Origin of the sequence: Isoptericola sp. NPDC058082, assembly GCF_042885055.1 — a bacterium.
GTDB lineage: Bacteria > Actinomycetota > Actinomycetes > Actinomycetales > Cellulomonadaceae > Isoptericola.
On sequence record NZ_JBHVSQ010000017.1, the window covers coordinates 12486 to 28715 of the forward strand.

The 16230-nt window shown below is 76.4% G+C and carries 14 protein-coding genes; 9 read left to right on the top strand and 5 right to left on the bottom strand.

Translation table 11 applies throughout. The features are described from left to right. The first annotated feature begins 81 nt into the window (after positions 1-81). The 3 genes from ACFVS0_RS18265 to ACFVS0_RS18275 are packed head-to-tail and all read left to right on the top strand — an operon-like array spanning position 82 to position 5371. A complete protein-coding gene (locus tag ACFVS0_RS18265) occupies positions 82-1440 on the top strand; it encodes an MFS transporter (RefSeq protein WP_430588750.1) in 1359 nt (452 codons plus the stop codon). Then, positions 1437-3701, top strand: coding sequence for a molybdopterin oxidoreductase family protein (locus tag ACFVS0_RS18270; RefSeq protein ID WP_430588751.1), 2265 nt, complete (start codon positions 1437-1439; stop codon positions 3699-3701). The genes ACFVS0_RS18265 and ACFVS0_RS18270 overlap by 4 nt, the downstream gene beginning before the upstream one ends. Then, positions 3698-5371: an FAD-dependent oxidoreductase gene (locus ACFVS0_RS18275; protein ID WP_430588752.1), complete on the top strand. Its 1674-nt coding sequence runs from the start codon at positions 3698-3700 to the stop codon at positions 5369-5371. Before ACFVS0_RS18270 ends, ACFVS0_RS18275 begins: the two co-directional genes overlap by 4 nt. On the opposite strand, the gene ACFVS0_RS18280 is transcribed toward ACFVS0_RS18275, so the two are convergent. After that, positions 5338-6057, bottom strand: a complete 720-nt coding sequence (locus ACFVS0_RS18280; protein WP_430588753.1) for a class I SAM-dependent methyltransferase — start codon at positions 6055-6057, stop codon at positions 5338-5340. The two genes, ACFVS0_RS18275 and ACFVS0_RS18280, sit on opposite strands and share 34 nt — an antisense overlap. Between ACFVS0_RS18280 and ACFVS0_RS18285 the strand changes: the two genes are divergently transcribed. From ACFVS0_RS18285 to ACFVS0_RS18305, 5 genes are all read left to right on the top strand, one after another. Next, a complete protein-coding gene (locus ACFVS0_RS18285; RefSeq protein ID WP_430588754.1) occupies positions 6056-6553 on the top strand; it encodes an AAA family ATPase in 498 nt (165 codons plus the stop codon). The genes ACFVS0_RS18280 and ACFVS0_RS18285 overlap by 2 nt on opposite strands. A gap of 104 nt (positions 6554-6657) precedes the next feature. Continuing rightward, the gene (gene nirB / locus ACFVS0_RS18290; protein ID WP_430588755.1) at positions 6658-9354 is read left to right on the top strand and encodes a nitrite reductase large subunit NirB; all 2697 of its coding nucleotides are present in this window, start codon (positions 6658-6660) and stop codon (positions 9352-9354) included. Next, positions 9351-9773, top strand: a complete 423-nt coding sequence (gene nirD / locus ACFVS0_RS18295; protein WP_430552069.1) for a nitrite reductase small subunit NirD — start codon at positions 9351-9353, stop codon at positions 9771-9773. Before nirB ends, nirD begins: the two co-directional genes overlap by 4 nt. Further along, a complete protein-coding gene (cobA, locus tag ACFVS0_RS18300) occupies positions 9770-10573 on the top strand; it encodes a uroporphyrinogen-III C-methyltransferase (protein WP_430588756.1) in 804 nt (267 codons plus the stop codon). Before nirD ends, cobA begins: the two co-directional genes overlap by 4 nt. A gap of 37 nt (positions 10574-10610) precedes the next feature. After that, positions 10611-11717, top strand: coding sequence for a uroporphyrinogen-III synthase (locus tag ACFVS0_RS18305; RefSeq protein WP_430588780.1), 1107 nt, complete (start codon positions 10611-10613; stop codon positions 11715-11717). Between the two features lie 3 nt (positions 11718-11720). Here ACFVS0_RS18305 and ACFVS0_RS18310 read toward each other — a convergent pair whose 3' ends face one another. The 4 genes from ACFVS0_RS18310 to ACFVS0_RS18325 are packed head-to-tail and all read right to left on the bottom strand — an operon-like array spanning position 11721 to position 14839. Beyond that, the gene (locus tag ACFVS0_RS18310) at positions 11721-12773 is read right to left on the bottom strand and encodes a sulfate/molybdate ABC transporter ATP-binding protein (RefSeq protein ID WP_430588757.1); all 1053 of its coding nucleotides are present in this window, start codon (positions 12771-12773) and stop codon (positions 11721-11723) included. Beyond that, positions 12770-13600 (bottom strand): ABC transporter permease, encoded by an 831-nt coding sequence (locus ACFVS0_RS18315; RefSeq protein ID WP_430588758.1) that lies wholly within the window; start codon positions 13598-13600, stop codon positions 12770-12772. Before ACFVS0_RS18315 ends, ACFVS0_RS18310 begins: the two co-directional genes overlap by 4 nt. Positions 13601-13637: 37 nt before the next feature. Continuing rightward, complete coding sequence (modA, locus tag ACFVS0_RS18320) at positions 13638-14420, bottom strand: molybdate ABC transporter substrate-binding protein (protein ID WP_430588759.1); 783 nt, start codon at positions 14418-14420, stop codon at positions 13638-13640. A 23-nt stretch (positions 14421-14443) separates the two neighbouring features. Then, positions 14444-14839 carry a TOBE domain-containing protein gene (locus ACFVS0_RS18325; protein ID WP_380241837.1) on the bottom strand — a complete coding sequence of 132 codons (396 nt, stop codon included), beginning with the start codon at positions 14837-14839 and terminating at the stop codon, positions 14444-14446. Between the two features lie 91 nt (positions 14840-14930). On the opposite strand from ACFVS0_RS18325, the gene glp reads away from it, so the two are divergent. Further along, positions 14931-16220 carry a gephyrin-like molybdotransferase Glp gene (gene glp, locus ACFVS0_RS18330; protein ID WP_430588760.1) on the top strand — a complete coding sequence of 430 codons (1290 nt, stop codon included), beginning with the start codon at positions 14931-14933 and terminating at the stop codon, positions 16218-16220. Positions 16221-16230: the final 10 nt, after the last annotated feature.

The window sequence follows — 16230 nt, forward strand, 5'->3', positions numbered from 1 at the left end:
GTCGGACCACCGGCCCGACGACGCGCCGGCGGCACCTACCCACCGCCCGCGTCGTCGGGCCCGCGCTCAGGAGGACACGCGATGGCTGCTCCGACCACGGCCGTTCCCACCACGGACGCCGCGCCCCCGGCCCCCGGCGCGCACACCCGCCCGGGCCGCTGGATCGACGACTGGCGCCCCGAGGACCCGGCATTCTGGGCCGGCGGAGGCCGCCGCGTCGCGCGCCGCAACCTAGTGCTCTCGGTGTTCGCCGAGTTCCTCGGGTTCTGCGTGTGGGCGCTCTGGTCGATCGTCGTGCCGCAGCTGCCCGCCGCCGGGTTCACGCTCACCACCGACCAGATGTTCTGGCTCATCGCGGTGCCCTCGCTCGTGGGCGCCACGCTCCGCATCCCCTACACCCTCGCGGTGCCGGTGTTCGGCGGACGGACGTGGACGGTCGTGTCGGCGTCGCTGCTGCTGATCCCCACGACGGCGCTGGCGGTCGTCGTGCAGCGGCCGGAGACGTCGTTCGGCGTGCTGCTCGCCGTCGCGGCGCTCGCGGGCTTCGGCGGCGGCAACTTCGCGTCGTCGATGGCGAACATCTCCTTCTTCTTCCCGGAGAAGGAGAAGGGCGCGGCCCTCGGCTGGAACGCCGCGGGCGGGAACCTGGGCACCGCCGTCGTGCAGCTCGTCGTGCCGCTCGTGATCGTGACCGGCGCGGGCGTGGCGCTGGAGCGCGCGAGCCTCGTGTTCGTCCCGTTCATCGTGCTGGCGGCGGTCCTCGCCTGGCGGTTCATGGACAACCTCGCGGCGGCGAAGGCCGACCCGCGCTCGTTCGCGGTGGCCGTCCGCCAGCCGCACACGTGGGTGATCTCGTTCCTCTACATCGGCACGTTCGGGTCGTTCATCGGCTTCTCCGGCGCCTTCCCGACGCTCCTGGCGGGGCAGTTCCCGGAGGTGAGCCTGTCGCTCGCCTTCCTGGGCGCGCTCGTGGGGTCGGTGGCCCGCCCGCTGGGCGGCATCCTCGCCGACCGCGTCGGCGGCGCCGTGGTCACGGTGTGCTGCTACGCCGTGATGATCGTCGGGGCGCTCGGCGCCATCTCCGCGCTGGGGAGCCACCGGTTCGGGCTCTTCTTCGCGTCGTTCCTCGTGCTGTTCGTCGCGACCGGCGTCGGCAACGGGTCGGTGTACCGGATGATCCCGGCGGCCTTCCGGGTCGCCGGGGCGGGGCGGGAGGCGTCGGCGACGGCCCGCGCGGCGGCCGGCTGCATCGGCATCGCCGGGGCCGTCGGCGCGCTCGGCGGGTTCTTCGTGCCCCGCGGGTTCGCGATGTCGACGTCGCTGACGGGCTCGCTGGTCGCCGCGCTGTGGGTGTTCGTCGGCGCGTACGCCGTGATGGCCGTCGTCACCTGGGCGGTGTACGCGCGCCGCGGCACCGCGATGCGGGCGGCGCGCGTATGACGACGGCGGGGGCCGCGGTCGCCACCCACTGCCCGTACTGCGCGCTGCAGTGCGGCATGGACCTCACGCCCGCCGGCCCCGCCGGCCCGGCGTCGGCGGGCCGGGCGGCGCTGCCCGTGTCGGTGGCGCCCCGGCAGTTCCCCACGAACGGCGGCGGGCTGTGCCAGAAGGGGTGGACCAGCGCGACCGTGCTGCGCGCGACCGACCGGCTCATGACGCCGCTCGTGCGCGGGGCGGACGGCGCGCTGGCTCCGGCGTCGTGGGACGACGCGCTCGATCGGGTGGCGGGCCGGCTCGCGAGGCTGGCCGCCGAGCACGGGCCGCAGGCCGTGGCGGTGTTCGGCGGCGGCGGGCTGACGAACGAGAAGGCGTACGCCCTCGGCAAGTTCGCCCGCACCGTGCTGCGCACGCCGTTCATCGACTACAACGGCCGGTTCTGCATGTCGTCGGCCGCCGCCGCGGGGAACCGGGCGTTCGGCCTGGACCGCGGGCTGCCGTTCCCGGTGACCGACCTGGCGGGGGCCGACGCGATCCTGCTGCTCGGCTCGAACGTGGCCGAGACGATGCCGCCGTTCGTGCAGCACCTCGCCGGCGCGCGCGCCGCGGGCGGGCTCGTCGTCGTCGACCCGCGCCGGTCGGCCACCGCCCGTCTCGCCGGTCCCGGCGAGGGGGTGCACCTGCAGCCCGTGCCGGGCACCGACCTCGTGGTGCTGCTGGCGCTGGTGCACGTGCTGGTGGCCGAGCGGCTCGTGGACCGCGCGTACGTGGAGGAGCGCACCACGGGGTTCGACGACGTCGCGCGGTCGGCCGCCGCCTGGTGGCCCGAGCGGGCGGAGACGGTGTGCGGCGTCCCCGCCGAGGAGCTGCGCCGGGTGGCGCGGCTGCTGGCCGCGGCGTCGCCGTCGCGCGGCGGGCGGGGGGCCTACGTGCTCACGGGGCGCGGCGTCGAGCAGTCGGCGCAGGGCACCGCCACCGTGACGGCCGCGATCGACCTGGCGCTGGCCCTCGGGCTCCCCGGGCTGGTGGGGTCGGGGTACGGGTGCCTCACCGGGCAGGGCAACGGCCAGGGCGGGCGGGAGCACGGGCAGAAGTGCGACCAGCTGCCCGGCTACCGCAGGATCGACGACCCGGCCGCCCGCGCGCACGTCGCCGGGGTGTGGGGCGTGGACCCGGGGTCGCTGCCCGGGCCGGGCGTGCCCGCCGTGGAGCTGCTCACCTCGCTCGGGACGCCCGGAGGGCCGCGCGCGCTGCTGGTGCACGGCTCGAACGTCGTCGTGTCCGCGCCGAACGCCGACCGCGTGCGCGAGCGCCTCGCCGCCCTCGATCTGCTCGTGGTGTGCGACGTCGTACCGTCCGAGACCGCGCTGCTCGCCGACGTCGTCCTGCCCACCACCCAGTGGGCGGAGGAGGAGGGCACGATGACGAACCTCGAGGGCCGCGTGATCCGTCGCCGCCGTGCCACCGACGCCCCGGGCGACGCGCGCTCGGAGCTGTGGATCCTCGCGGGGCTCGCGCGCCGCCTCGGCTCGGACGTCGCCTTCCCGACCGACCCCGCCGTCGTGTTCGACGAGCTGGCGCGAGCGTCGGCCGGCGGCGTCGCGGACTACTCCGGGCTCAGCCACGCCCGGCTCGACGCGCACGACGCCGCCGGCGGCCCGGGACTGTACTGGCCGTGCCCGGCTGCCACCCCCGCGCTGTCAGGACCAGCGCGGGGCATACCCGCCGCGCATCCTGACAACTCGGGGGAGCACCTCGGGACGCCGCGCGTGTTCCTCGACCGGTTCGCGACGCCGGACGGTCGCGCCCGGATGGTCGCGGTCGACCACGCCGGGCCGGCCGACGACGTGCGCCCCGACGCGCCGACGTACCTCGTCACCGGGCGCGTGCTGCAGCACTACCAGTCGGGCGCGCAGACGCACCGCGTGCCCGAGCTGGAGCGGCTGGTGCCGGAGCCGTACGTCGAGCTGCACCCGCTGCTCGGGCTGCGGGTCAGGGTGCCTGACGGCGGCCGGGCGCGCCTCGTCTCGGCCCGCGGGGTCGTCGAGGCGACCGCCCGCTGGACCGACGCCGTCCGCCCGGACACCGTCTTCATGCCCTTCCACTGGAGCGGCGCGGGCAGCGTCAACCGCCTCACGACCGACGCCGTCGACCCGGTCTCCGCGATGCCGGAGTTCAAGGTCTGCGCGGTGTCGGTGACACCGGCCGTGCCCGCCCCGGCCGTGGAGGCCCAGCACGTCGAGACCGTGGAGGTCCCCGCATGAGCGATCCGCAGCAGGGCCTGCGCGTGCCGCACCGGGTGGTCGTCGTCGGCCACGGCATGGTGGGCGCGCGCCTCGCCGACGAGGTGTCCCGGCGCGACGCCGACGGCGCGCTCGACGTCACCGTGCTCGGCGCCGAGCCGTACGAGCCGTACAACCGGGTGCTGCTGTCCGACGTCGTCGCCGGGCGCACGGACGTGGCGGCGATCGGCATGCCCCTGGTCGACGACGGCCGCACCCGGGTGCTGCGCGGCACCACCGCGGTGACCGTCGACCGGGTCGCCCGCCTCGTTCTGGCCGACGACGGCACCCGCCACCCCTACGACCACCTGGTCCTCGCCACCGGCGCGGCCGCACGCCTGCCCGACGTGCCCGGCCTCGGCACGGACGCCACGGCCCTGCCCGCCGGGGTGCACGCGCTGCGCACGCTCGACGACGCCCGCGAGGTGGTCGCCGCCACCGTGAACACCCCGCGCGCGGTGGTCGTCGGCGGCGGCGTGCTGGGCGTGGAGGTGGCGCTCGGTCTGGCCGGGCGCGGGCTGCCCACGACCCTCGTGCACGGCGCGGGCGCCCCGATGGACCGGCAGCTCGACGACCAGGCGGGCGCCGTGCTGCGCGGGGGCCTGGAGACGGCGGGCGTGGCGGTGCGCACGGGGGTGCGGCCGCAGGAGGTGCTCGTCGTCGGGGGCCGGGCGGTCGGGGTGCGGCTCGACGGCGCGACCACCGAGCCGGGGGAGACGCTCGGCGCGGGCCTGGTCGTGCTGGCGTGCGGCACCGCGCCGGAGACGGCGCTGGCGCGGCGGTCCGGGCTCGCCGTCGAGCGGGGTGTCGTCGTGGGCCCCGACCTGGCGACCGTCACCGACCCCCGGGTCTTCGCGGTCGGCGACTGCGCGCAGCCGCCGGAGGGGTCGCGCGGGCTCGTCGCGGAGGGCTGGGACCAGGCGCGGCGGCTCGCCGAGCACCTGGTGGCGCTCGCGGCACGACCGCGCCCCGCCGCGGCGGTGCCCGCCGGGCCGCGCGAGCACCTGCGCCTGCCCGGCGACGGCGCGGGGCCGTCGATGGCGGTGCGCCTCGGCACGCTGCTGTCGTCGCGTGCGCCGGGGGCGCGGGCCGGCGGCGTCGACACCCGGGGCACGGACGTCGTCAAGGTCAAGGCCGGGCCGCTCAGCGTGGTCGCGATGGGCCGCTGCGGGTCCGGCCGCGTCCCGGCGCCGGGGGAGCGGGCCGTGCGCCTCGGCGACCCCGCTGCGGGCCGTTACGTCGAGGCCGTGGTGGCGGACGGCGTCCTGGTCGGCGCGACGTGCGTGGGTGACGCCCGCGTGGCGGCCGACCTCACCGCCGCCTACACCCGCCGCACCCCCGTGCCCGCCGACCCGGCGTTCCTGCTGCTCACACCGGTCATGCCCGCCGCCGAGCCGGCGACCAGCCCGGAGCACATGCCCGACGACGCCACCGTGTGCCGCTGCAACGGCGTCACCAAGCACGACATCGCCGCCTGCGTGGCGAACGGCGCGTCGACCCAGGGCGACGTCGCGCGCGCCACCCGTGCCACCACCGGCTGCGGCAGCTGCACCGAGGCCGTGTGCGGGCTGGTGGAGTGGCTGGCCCGGGCGCGACCGGCGGGGCCGGAGACGGAGGATCAGGCGGTCGGGGAGGTCCACTCGAGCGTGTAGCGGAAGAACAGCCGCCGCCGGAACCGTGCTCCCGGCAGCACGCGGCGCGCGGTCTCGCGGACCTCGCCGTACGTCTCGCGCGCGTCGCGCACCGGCGCGGGCGGGCCGTCGTCGACAGGGGATCGGACGTCGCGGGCCGGTCGCGCGTTCTTGACCAGCCCGACGACCGGGTTGGCGAACGACGAGACCAGGTCGACGGCCAGGTCGCGCGGCGCGCCGATCCGCGCCAGCCCGACCACCAGCAGCCGGCCGCCGGGCGCGAGCACCCCGGCGGCGTGCCGCAGCGCGGGCTCGAGGTCCATGTGGTGCAGGGAGGCGACCATGGTCACGACGTCGAACGAGCCGTCGGCGGGGACGTCCTCGAACCGCCCGTGCCGCACGCTGGTGCCGGGGTCGCCCGCGAACCGGGCGCGGGTGGCCTCGACCACGGGCCCGTCCACGTCGAGGCCCACCACCGTGGCCCCCGAGGCCCGCAGGCGGCCGACGAGGGCGCCGAGGCCGCACCCGACGTCGAGCGCGCGGTGCCTCCGGCGCGGCAGCCGTCGCAGGATCCAGCCGTGGAAGTGGTCGTTGTGGTTCCACGGGTGCCGGGCGTTGACCCGGCCGAGCCAGCGCCCGACGGCGCGGACCAGCGGGTTCGTCGTCGTGCGGGGGTCGCGCTGCGTCCTCGGCATCGTCGTCGGCATGGTCAGCGAGGGTAGCGTCACGACCGTGTCGCACCTCGTCCTGCTGTGCGGGCCCGCCGGGGCGGGCAAGTCCACGCACGCCCGCCGCTACGCGGCCGACGGCTACGCGGTCGTGTCGGTCGACGAGATCGCGTGGGAGGCCGGGCACCCCGCCGTGCACCCGCTGCCCGACGACGACGCCCGCCGGGTGGCCGACGCGCTGCGGTCCCGCGTCGCGACGCTCCTCGACGAGGGCCGCGACGTCGTCGTCGACTCGTCGTTCTGGTCGCGCTCCGCGCGCGACGAGTACCGGGCCCTCGGTGCGGCGCACGGCGCGAGCACGCTCGTCGTCCTCGTCGACACGCCGCGCGACGTCGCCCTCGCCCGCGTGGCCGCCCGGGCCGCCGCGCACCCGCACGACGTCGTGCTCACGGCCGAGGTCGCGGCGGCGTACCACGACGGCTTCGAGGTACCGACGCCGGACGAGGGGCCGCTGGAGGTCGTCCCGGGGTGGTGAGCACCCGACCCTCTCGCGCAGGATGTTTCGCGCGTGAGGCAGATGTTCCCGTGAGGTAACCGTGGCCTGACGGCGGCGACACGGCGGCTCCCTACGTTCGGGTCATGAGCAGCGAGCCCCCCACCCCAGGCAGCGTCGACCGGCGGCACGTCGTCGTCGTGGGCGGCGGCATGGTCGCGCAGCGGTTCGTCGAGGCCCTCCGTGCCCGCGACGACGCCGGCGCGTGGCGCGTGACCGTCTTCGCCGAGGAGCCGCGCAAGCCGTACGACCGCGTGGGCCTCACCCGCTACTTCGAGGTGCGCGACGCCGAGGAGCTGACGCTCGGCGACCCGGCGCTGTGGGACGACCCGCTGGTCGACCTGCACCGGGACTGCGCGGTCGCGTCGATCGACCGGGAGGCCCGCACCGTGACGGACCGACTCGGCCGGGTGCACGCCTACGACGAGCTGGTGCTCGCCACGGGATCGAGCGCCGCGATGCCGCCCATCGACGGCAACGACCTGCCCGGCGTCTTCGTCTACCGCACCATCGACGACGTCGCCGCGCTGCGCGGCTGGGTGGAGGCGAAGCGCGAGGCGGGGCGCGTCGAGACGCGGGGCGGCGTGGTCGAGCGGCCGGTGCGCGGCGCCGTCGTCGGGGGCGGCCTGCTCGGGCTGGAAGCGGCGGGCGCGCTCAAGGCGCTCGGCGCGCAGGCCACGGTCGTCCAGTTCGGCACGCACCTCATGGACGTGCAGATCGACCTCGGCGGCGGGCACGCGCTGAAGCGGCTCATCAACGACAAGGGCATCTCCGTCCGCACCGACACGGCGACGAAGGCGATCCGCCCGCACCGCCGCACCGGGCACGTGGGCCGGATGGACTTCGCGGACGGCGGGCGGCTCGACGTGGACGTCGTCGTGATGGCCACCGGGGTGCGGCCCCGCGACGAGCTCGCCCGCGCGGCCGGCCTGGAGGTCGGCGGTCGCGGCGGCGCCGTCGTCGACCTCACCTGCCGCACCGCCGACGAGCACGTCTGGGCGATCGGCGAGGTCGCGTGCATCGAGGGCCGCTGCCTCGGCCTGGTGGCGCCCGGCAACACGATGGCGGAGGTCGTGGCCGACCGGCTGCTCGGCGGCGAGGCGACGTTCCCCGGCGCGGACACGGCCACCAAGCTCAAGCTCTCGGGCGTCGACGTCGCGAGCTTCGGCGACGCGCACGGCCGCACCGAGATGTCGGTCGAGATCGTGTGGGCCGACCCGCTGCGGGGCGTCTACAGCAAGCTGGTGATGGCCGACGACGCGCGCACCCTGCTGGGCGGCGTCTTCGTCGGCGACGCCGGTCCGTACGCCTCGCTGCGGCCGATGCTCGGCGCCGAGCTGCCGGGCGACCCGAGCGCGTTCCTGCTGCCCGAGGGTGCGGGCGGCGCGCCCACCCTCGAGCTGCCCGACGACGCGAACGTCTGCTCCTGCAACAACGTCTCGGCGGGCACGATCCGCGGCGCGGTGAACGGGTCGTTCGAGGGGCACGCGTGCACCGACGTCGCGGGGGTCAAGGCGTGCACCCGCGCCGGCACCACGTGCGGCGCCTGCCTGCCGCTGGTCACCAAGCTGACGAAGACGGAGCTGGCCAAGGCCGGCGTCGAGGTGAGCAACGCGCTGTGCGAGCACTTCGAGCTCTCCCGCGCCCAGCTCTTCGACGCCGTGCGCGTGGCCGACCTGCACACGTTCAGCGAGATCATCGCCCGCTTCGGGCGGGTGCCCGACGCCCGCGGCTGCGACATCTGCAAGCCCACCGTGGCGTCCATCCTGGCCAGCCTCGGCAACGGGCACATCCTGGCGGGCGAGCAGGCGACCCTGCAGGACACCAACGACCACATGCTCGCCAACATGCAGAAGGACGGCACGTACTCGGTGGTGCCGCGCATGCCGGGCGGCGAGGTGACGCCCGAGGGGCTGATCGTCGTCGGGCAGGTCGCGAAGGACTTCGGCCTCTACACGAAGATCACCGGCGGGCAGCGGATCGACATGTTCGGCGCCCGCGTCGAGCAGCTCCCGGAGATCTGGCGGCGGCTCGTGGACGCCGGGTTCGAGTCCGGGCACGCCTACGGGAAGTCGCTGCGCACGGTGAAGTCGTGCGTCGGGTCGACCTGGTGCCGGTACGGCGTGCAGGACTCCGTGGGCATGGCCGTCGAGCTCGAGCTGCGATACCGCGGCCTGCGCTCGCCGCACAAGCTCAAGCTCGGCGTCTCCGGCTGCGCCCGCGAGTGCGCGGAGGCGCGCGGCAAGGACGTCGGCGTGATCGCCACCGACCAGGGCTGGAACGTCTACGTGGGCGGCAACGGCGGGCAGACGCCCAGGCACGCGCAGCTCTTCGCCGAGAACCTCTCGTCGGCCGAGCTGCTGCGCACCATCGACCGCTTCCTCATGCTGTACATCCGCACCGCCGACCGGCTCCAGCGCACCGCCCCCTGGGTGGAGGAGTACGAGGGCGGCCTCGAGGCGATCCGCCAGGTCGTCGTCGAGGACTCCCTCGGCATCGGCGCGGACCTCGACGCCGCCATGGCGCAGCACGTCGAGGGGTACGAGGACGAGTGGAAGGCCGTGCTCGAGGACCCCGAGAAGCTGGCCCGGTTCGGCTCCTTCGTCAACGCCCCGACCACGCCCGACCCGACGCTCGCGTACGTGCCGGAGCGCGGGCAGAAGCGTCCGGCCACCGCGGACGAGGTCGCGTCCGGCGCTGACGGCCCTGTCGACCCCGAGCTCGTCTCCGCCCTCACCAGCCCCGTCCTCGTCGCCGGCCCCACCCTGGAGGTGCGCGCATGACCGCCCTGACCCCGAGCCCCACCGAGACGAGCACCGTCACGACCCTCGTCGACGGCCCCGGCTGGACCGCCGTCTGCCGGCTGGACGCGCTCGCCCCCGAGCGCGGCGCCGCCGCCCTGGTGACCGGCTCCGACGGCGAGGAGCTGCAGGTCGCGCTGTTCCGCCTGCTCGACGGCACGGTCTGCGCCGTGCAGCAGCTCGACCCGTACTCGGGCGCCCACGTCATGTCGCGCGGCATCGTCGGGACCCGCGGCGGCACGCCCACGGTGGCGTCGCCCGTGTACAAGCAGGTCTTCGAGCTGCACACGGGCCGCTGCCTCGACGCGGCGGGCAAGGAGCCCCGGGGCGGGCTGGCGGGTGACCTCGCGTCGTACCCGGTCGTCGTGTCCGGCGGCGTCGTGCACGTGGGGATCGGATGACGACGTCCGGCGCGGCCCCCGGCCGTGTCACCCTGGTCGGCGCCGGACCGGGCGCCGCCGACCTGCTCACCTACCGCGCGTGGCGTGCGCTGACGACGGCCGACGTCGTCGTCACGGACCGCCTGGTGCCGCGCGAGGTGCTCGACGACCTGGGCCCCGGCGTCGAGGTCGTCGACGTCGGCAAGGCACCGGGCCGGCACACGCTGCCGCAGGAGGAGATCGACGCGCTGATCGTGGCGCGCGCCCTCGCCGGCCAGCGTGTGGTGCGCCTCAAGGGCGGCGACCCCTTCGTCTTCGGCCGCGGCGGGGAGGAGGTCGCGGCCTGCCGCGCCGCCGGGGTGCCGGTCGACGTGGTGCCCGGGGTCTCGTCCGCGCTCGCCGCGCCCGCGCTGGCCGGGGTGCCGCTGACGCACCGGGGCACGACGACGGCGTTCCACGTCGTCACGGGCCACACCCGCGACGGCGGGGCGGGCGGCGACGTGCTCGACGACGTCTCCGTGGCGTGCGTGACCTCGCGGGCGGCGACGCTGGTCGTGCTCATGGGCGTGGCCGCGCTGCCGGGGATCGTCGCCCGCCTGCTGGACGCGGGCGCCGCGCCGGGAACGCCCGTCGCTATCGTGGAACGCGGTTCGCTGCCCGACCAGCGGGTCACGCGCGTCGCCCTCGACCTGGCCGCCAAGCGTGCCGAGGAGGTCGGGGTCCGCGCGCCGGCCGTGGTCGTGATCGGCGACGTGGCCCACGAGGAGCTGCTGGAGGTCGTGCGTGACGCAGGAGGAGCCGCAGGGCAGGCCGGTGGCTGACACCGCGCCGGGCCCCCGGCCGGCGCTGGGCCAGGTGATGGCGGGCTGCACGGTGCTCGTCACGGCCGACCGCCGCTCGGGCGAGCTGGCCGCCGCCCTGGAGCGCCGCGGCGCCTCCGTCCGGCACGCTCCGGCGCTGAGCATGATCCCGCACGTCGACGACGACGCCCTGATCGCCGCGACGCGCACCCTCGTCGCCGACCCGCCGGACGTCGTCGTCGCGACCACCGGCGTCGGGTTCCGCGCGTGGATCGAGGCCGCCGACGCGCACGGCCTCGCCGACGACCTGCTCGCCGTCCTGGGCCGGTCGCGGATCGTCGCCCGCGGCCCCAAGGCGCGCGGCGCGATCCAGGCCGCGGGGCTGCAGGCCGACTGGGTCGCGGAGTCGGAGACGTCGGCCGAGGTCGCCGAGGTGCTGCTCAGCGAGGGCGTGAGCGGGCTGCACGTCGCCATCCAGCACCACGGGGCGGGCGCCGACGGGCTGGACGTCGTGTTCGAGAAGGCGGGCGCGCGAGTGTCCGCGCTGGTCGTGTACCGGTGGGGGCCGCCGCCCGACCCGGCCGCCGTCGAGGCCTCCGTGCGTGCCGCCGCGGCGGGGGAGATCGACGCCGTCGCCTTCACGTCGGCGCCCGGCGCCGAGGCGTGGCTGCGCGCCGTCGAGAGCCAGGGCCTGCGCGACGCGGTCGTGGCGCGCTTCGCCGACGGGTCGATGGTCGCCGCCGCGGTCGGGCCCGTCACCGCGCGCCCGCTGGAGTCGCGCGGCATCCCGACCCTGCAGCCCGAGCGCGGCCGCCTCGGCGCCCTCGTGCGGTCGATCGTCGGCCACTACGAGCACCTGGAGTCGGTGGCCCTCGCCACCGTCGCGGGGCCGCTCGTCATCCGGGCCCGCGTCGCCGTCCTGGACCAGCAGGTGCTGCCGCTGTCGCCCACCGGCGTCGAGGTGCTGCGGCTGCTCGCGTCGGCGGGCGGGGACGTCGTGCCGCGCGACCGCGTGCTGGACGTGCTGCCCGGCACGTCCCGCGACCCGCACGCCGTCGAGGTCGCCGTCGCCCGTCTGCGCGACGCCACCGGCCGCCGCGACCTGGTCAAGACCGTCGTCAAGCGCGGCTACCGGCTGGAGCTCGCGCACGACGACGCGGTCTGAGGGTCACGCCGGGTAGACGTCGACCTCGGCCGCCTTGACCGACAGCCACACCCGCGCGCCGGGCACGAGGGACAGCTCGGCGGCGGCCTGCGGCGTGACGTCGGCGGCGAGGTGGTCGGTGCGCACGCGCACGAGGTCGCCCCGCGGCTCCAGCGAGGTCACCGTGCCTCGGAAGGTGTTGCGCGGGGAGCCGTGCCGCTCGTCGAGGTAGACGGCGACCGCGGCGGGGCGGAAGACGGCGGTCATGGGCGCGCCGACCGCGGCGTCGGGATCGCCGTGCCCGTGCACCATCTCCCCGGCGGGCGTGCGGACGCCGTCGCCGGTCCACGTCCCGGCCAGGAGGTTGAGCCCCGCGATCTTCGCCGCGAAAGCGCTGCGCGGGCGGCTGAGCACCTGGGCGGTCGGGCCGCGCTCGACGACGCGCCCGCCCTCGACGACGGCGACCTCGTCGGCCAGCAGCAGGGCGTCGAGGACGTCGTGGGTCGTGATGATCGCGGTCTGGTCGGCGAGGAGCTGCTTGAGCGCCTGGCGCAGCGCGGGCGTGACGTCGACGTCGAGCGCGGCCATCGGCTCGTCGAGCAGCAGCAGCCGGGGCTCGGCCGCGAGCGCCCGCGCGACGGCGACGCGCTGGGCCTGCCCGCCGGACAGGGTCGACGGCGGGCGGTCGGCGAGGTGCGCGAGCCCGATCTGCTCCAGCCAGCGCCCGGCGGCGTCGTCCGCGTCCCGCCGCCGCACGCCCTGGGAGCGCGGGCCGAACGCGACGTTCTGCCGCACGGTCAGGTGCGGGAACAGCAGGGCCTCCTGCGCGAGGAGCGCGACCTGCCGGGCGTGCGGCGGCACCCAGGTGCGCGTGCGGCCTGCCTCGGCGCGCACCAGGGGGCGGCCGTCGAGCGCGATCTCGCCGTCGTGCGGGCGCAGCGTCCCCGCCGTGAGGCCGAGCGCGGTGGACTTCCCCGCCCCGTTGGGGCCGAGCAGGGCGAGGGTGCGGCCCTCGGGGACGCGGAGCTCGACGTCGAACCCGCGGGCCGGCAGCGTGGCGGCGAAGGTGAGCGTCACAGCGGGCTCCGGTCCCGCTGACCCTGCCTGGTGGCGGCGATGACGAGGACGGCGACGACGACGAGCAGCAGGGAGAGGGCCACCGCGGCGTCGGGGTCGGTCTCGCGCTGCAGGTAGATCTCCAGCGGCAGGGTGCGCGTGACGCCCTGGAGGCTGCCGGCGAACGTGATGGTGGCGCCGAACTCCCCGAGCGCACGGGCGAACGACAGCACGGCGCCCGACAGCAGCCCGGGCCACACCAGCGGCAGCGTGACGCGGCGCAGCACTGTCGTGGGACGCGCGCCGAGCGACGCCGCGACCACCTCGTAGCGGGCGCCGGCCGTGCGCAGCGCACCCTCGAGGCTCGTGACGAGGAACGGCAGCGCGACGAACGTCTGGGCGAGCACCACCGCCGTCGTCGAGAACGCGATCTGCAGGCCGGCGACCTCGAGGGTCTCCCCGAGCAGCCCGCGGCGGCCGAACGTGTAGAGCAGCGCGATGCCGCCGACCACGGGCGGCAGCACGAGCGGCACCATCACCAGCGAGCGCAGCAGGTCGATCCCGGGGAAGCGGCACCGCGCCAGCACCAGCGCCATCGGGATGCCGAGCACCAGGCACACCACCGTGCTGGCCGCCGACGTCTGGAGGCTCAGCAGCAGCGCGGCCCGCGCCGACTCGCTGGTGATCAGCGACCAGTAGCTCGACCAGTCGACCCGCGTGGCCATCGCGACCAGCGGCAGCAGCACGAACAGCCCGCCCACCGCGGCGGGCACGAAGGCCCACCGCGGCAGGCCGACGGCCGCCTCCGGGCTGTGGCGGAGGCGGCGGTCGGTGGGGGTCGTGGTCATGCGCGTGTCACGGAGGTGTCAGGGCCGCGAGGGGGGGTCAGGGTGCCGCGAAGCCGAAGCCGGACAGCGTCTGCTGCCCGTCGTCGGACAGCACGAGGTCGACGAACTCCTGCGCGAGGTCGGCGTGGTCGGTGTCGGCCACCGTCGCGATCGGGTAGGTGTTCACCGCGCCGGCGGACTCGGTGAACTCGATGCCCTCGACGTCGTCGCCCGCGGCGGCGACGTCCGTGACGTACACCAGCCCGGCGTCGGCCTCGCCCGCGGTCACCTTGCCGAGCACGTCGGTGACGCTCTGCTCCTCGCTCACCGGCGTCAGGTCGAGCCCCGCGGCGTCGGCGACCTTCGCGGAGGCGGCCCCGCACGGCACCTCCGGCGCGCAGAGCACCAGCTTCACCGCGGGGTCGGCCAGGTCGTCGAGCGTCTCGACACCGGCCGGGTTGCCCGGCGGGACGGCGATCTCCAACGTGTTGGTGGCGAAGTCCTGGGGGTCCGTGACCAGGTCGTCGGCGACCAGCTTGTCCATGTTCGCGGTGTCCGCCGAGGCGAACACGTCGGCCGGCGCGCCCTGCTGGATCTGCGCCACCAGGTCCGACGACCCGGCGAAGCTCAGCTGCACGTCCACGCCCTCGTGGGCCGCCTCGAACTGCTCGGCGAGGTCCTCGAACGAGCCCTTGAGCGACGCGGCGGCGAACACCGTGAGCGTCGTCGTGCCGGCCTCCGCGCCGTCGTCCCCCGACGCCGTCGTGCCGCAGCCCGCCAGCGCCGTCACGGCAGCGCCGATCGACAGGGCCGCCACCCCGGCGGCGATGTGCTTCCTCATGCGTCTCCTCGGTCGGGGGCCGGTCATGCCTCGGCCTCGATCACGACGGTCGTCGACTTGATGACCGCCACCGCCACGGAGCCGCGCTCCAGCCCGAGGTCGCGCACGGCCTCGCTGCTCATGAGCGACACCACGCGGAACGGGCCGCACTGCAGCTCCACCTGCGCCATCACCGTGTCCACCTGCAGGTCCGTGACGAGCCCGACGAAGCGGTTGCGCGCCGAGCTCTTCATCCCGCCCGGCAGCGCCGGGACGGTCGCGTGCTCGCGCGCGACCATCGCCACCTCGTACCCGTCGACGACCTTGCGGCCCGACGCGTCCGTCGTGGACCCGAGCAGCCCGCGATCGATCCACCGGCGCACCGTGTCGTCGCTGACACCGAGGTACACGGACGCTTCCGAAACTCGCATGTGCGGCACGATCGGAAGCATAGCCCCGCATCTGCGGGGAGTGCTGCGGGGGCGGAGCTCGCCGGGGACCACGGGCGGCGGGGGACATAGGCTGACGCCCGTGCATGACGACGTGACGCGGCGACGGTCGGTGGCCGACCACGCCGCCGCGGTGGCGGAGCTGGTCGAGCCCGCGCTGGCGGCGGCGCGCGGGCGGGCGTCCGCGCGGGTCGACATCTCGACCCTGCTGACGCAGGTCGGCGCCGGCGCCGGGCTCTCGCCCCGGGTGCTGGCGCGAGACGCGACGGCCGCCGTCGCGCTGCCCGGCTTCGACAACTCCCAGATGGACGGGTACGCCGTGCGCGCCGCGGACCTCGCCGGCGCGACCGTCGACGACCCTGTGGTGCTGCCCGTCGTCGCCCCCGTCCCCGCCGGGACGCAGCCGCCGGCGCTGGAGCCGGGCGCCGCGGCTCCCGTGATGACCGGGGCGCCGGTGCCCGCCGGCGCCGACGCCGTCGTGCGGATCGAGGACGCCGACCCGCCGCGCTTCCCGGACCCGGAGACCGTCGCGACGGTCCGGTTCGCCGCCCCCGTCGCGCCGGGCACGTTCGTGCGCGCCGCGGGCTCCGACGTCGCGGCGGGCGACGTGCTGGTCGCTGCCGGGACGCCGCTCGGCGCACCCCAGCTCGGCGCGCTCGTCGCCGCGGGCGTCACGACCGTCGACGTCGCCGCACCGCCGCACGTGCTGCTCGTCTCCACCGGGTCGGAGCTGGCCCCCGCGGGCGCGCCGCTCGGCCCGGCGCAGGTGCACGACGCCAACGGCGCCGCGCTCACCGCCGCGCTCGGGCAGGCCGGCGCCCGCGTCACGACCCGCGTCGCGCCGGACCGGCCCGACGCGCTGCTCCGGGTGCTCGCGGACGCGCCGGGGGACGTGGCCCTCGTCGTGACGACCGGCGGTGTCTCCGCCGGGGCGTACGAGGTGGTGCGCCAGACCCTCACCGGCGCCTGGTTCGGGCACGTCGCCGTCCAGCCGGGCGGGCCGCAGGGCCTCGGCACGGTGACCCTCGGCTCCGGGCAGGACGTGCCGCTCGTCGCGTTCCCCGGCAACCCGGTCAGCGCGTACGTGTCGTTCGAGCTGTTCCTGCGCCCGGTGCTCGCCGCGGCGACGGGCGCGGCGCCCGCCCGCCGGGCCACCGGTCGCGCAGCCCTCGCCGAGCCGCTCGACTCACCCCCCGCGCTGCACCAGGTGCGGCGGGGCGAGCTCGACGCCGACGGTCGCGTGCGCATGACCGGCGGCCCCGGCTCGCACCTGCTGACCCACCTCGCCGCCGCGACGGTCCTCGTGCACGTGCCGCCCGGCGTCGCGCACCTCGACGCCGGCGACCCCGTCGACTACCAGGAGCTCCGTTGACCGATCCCTC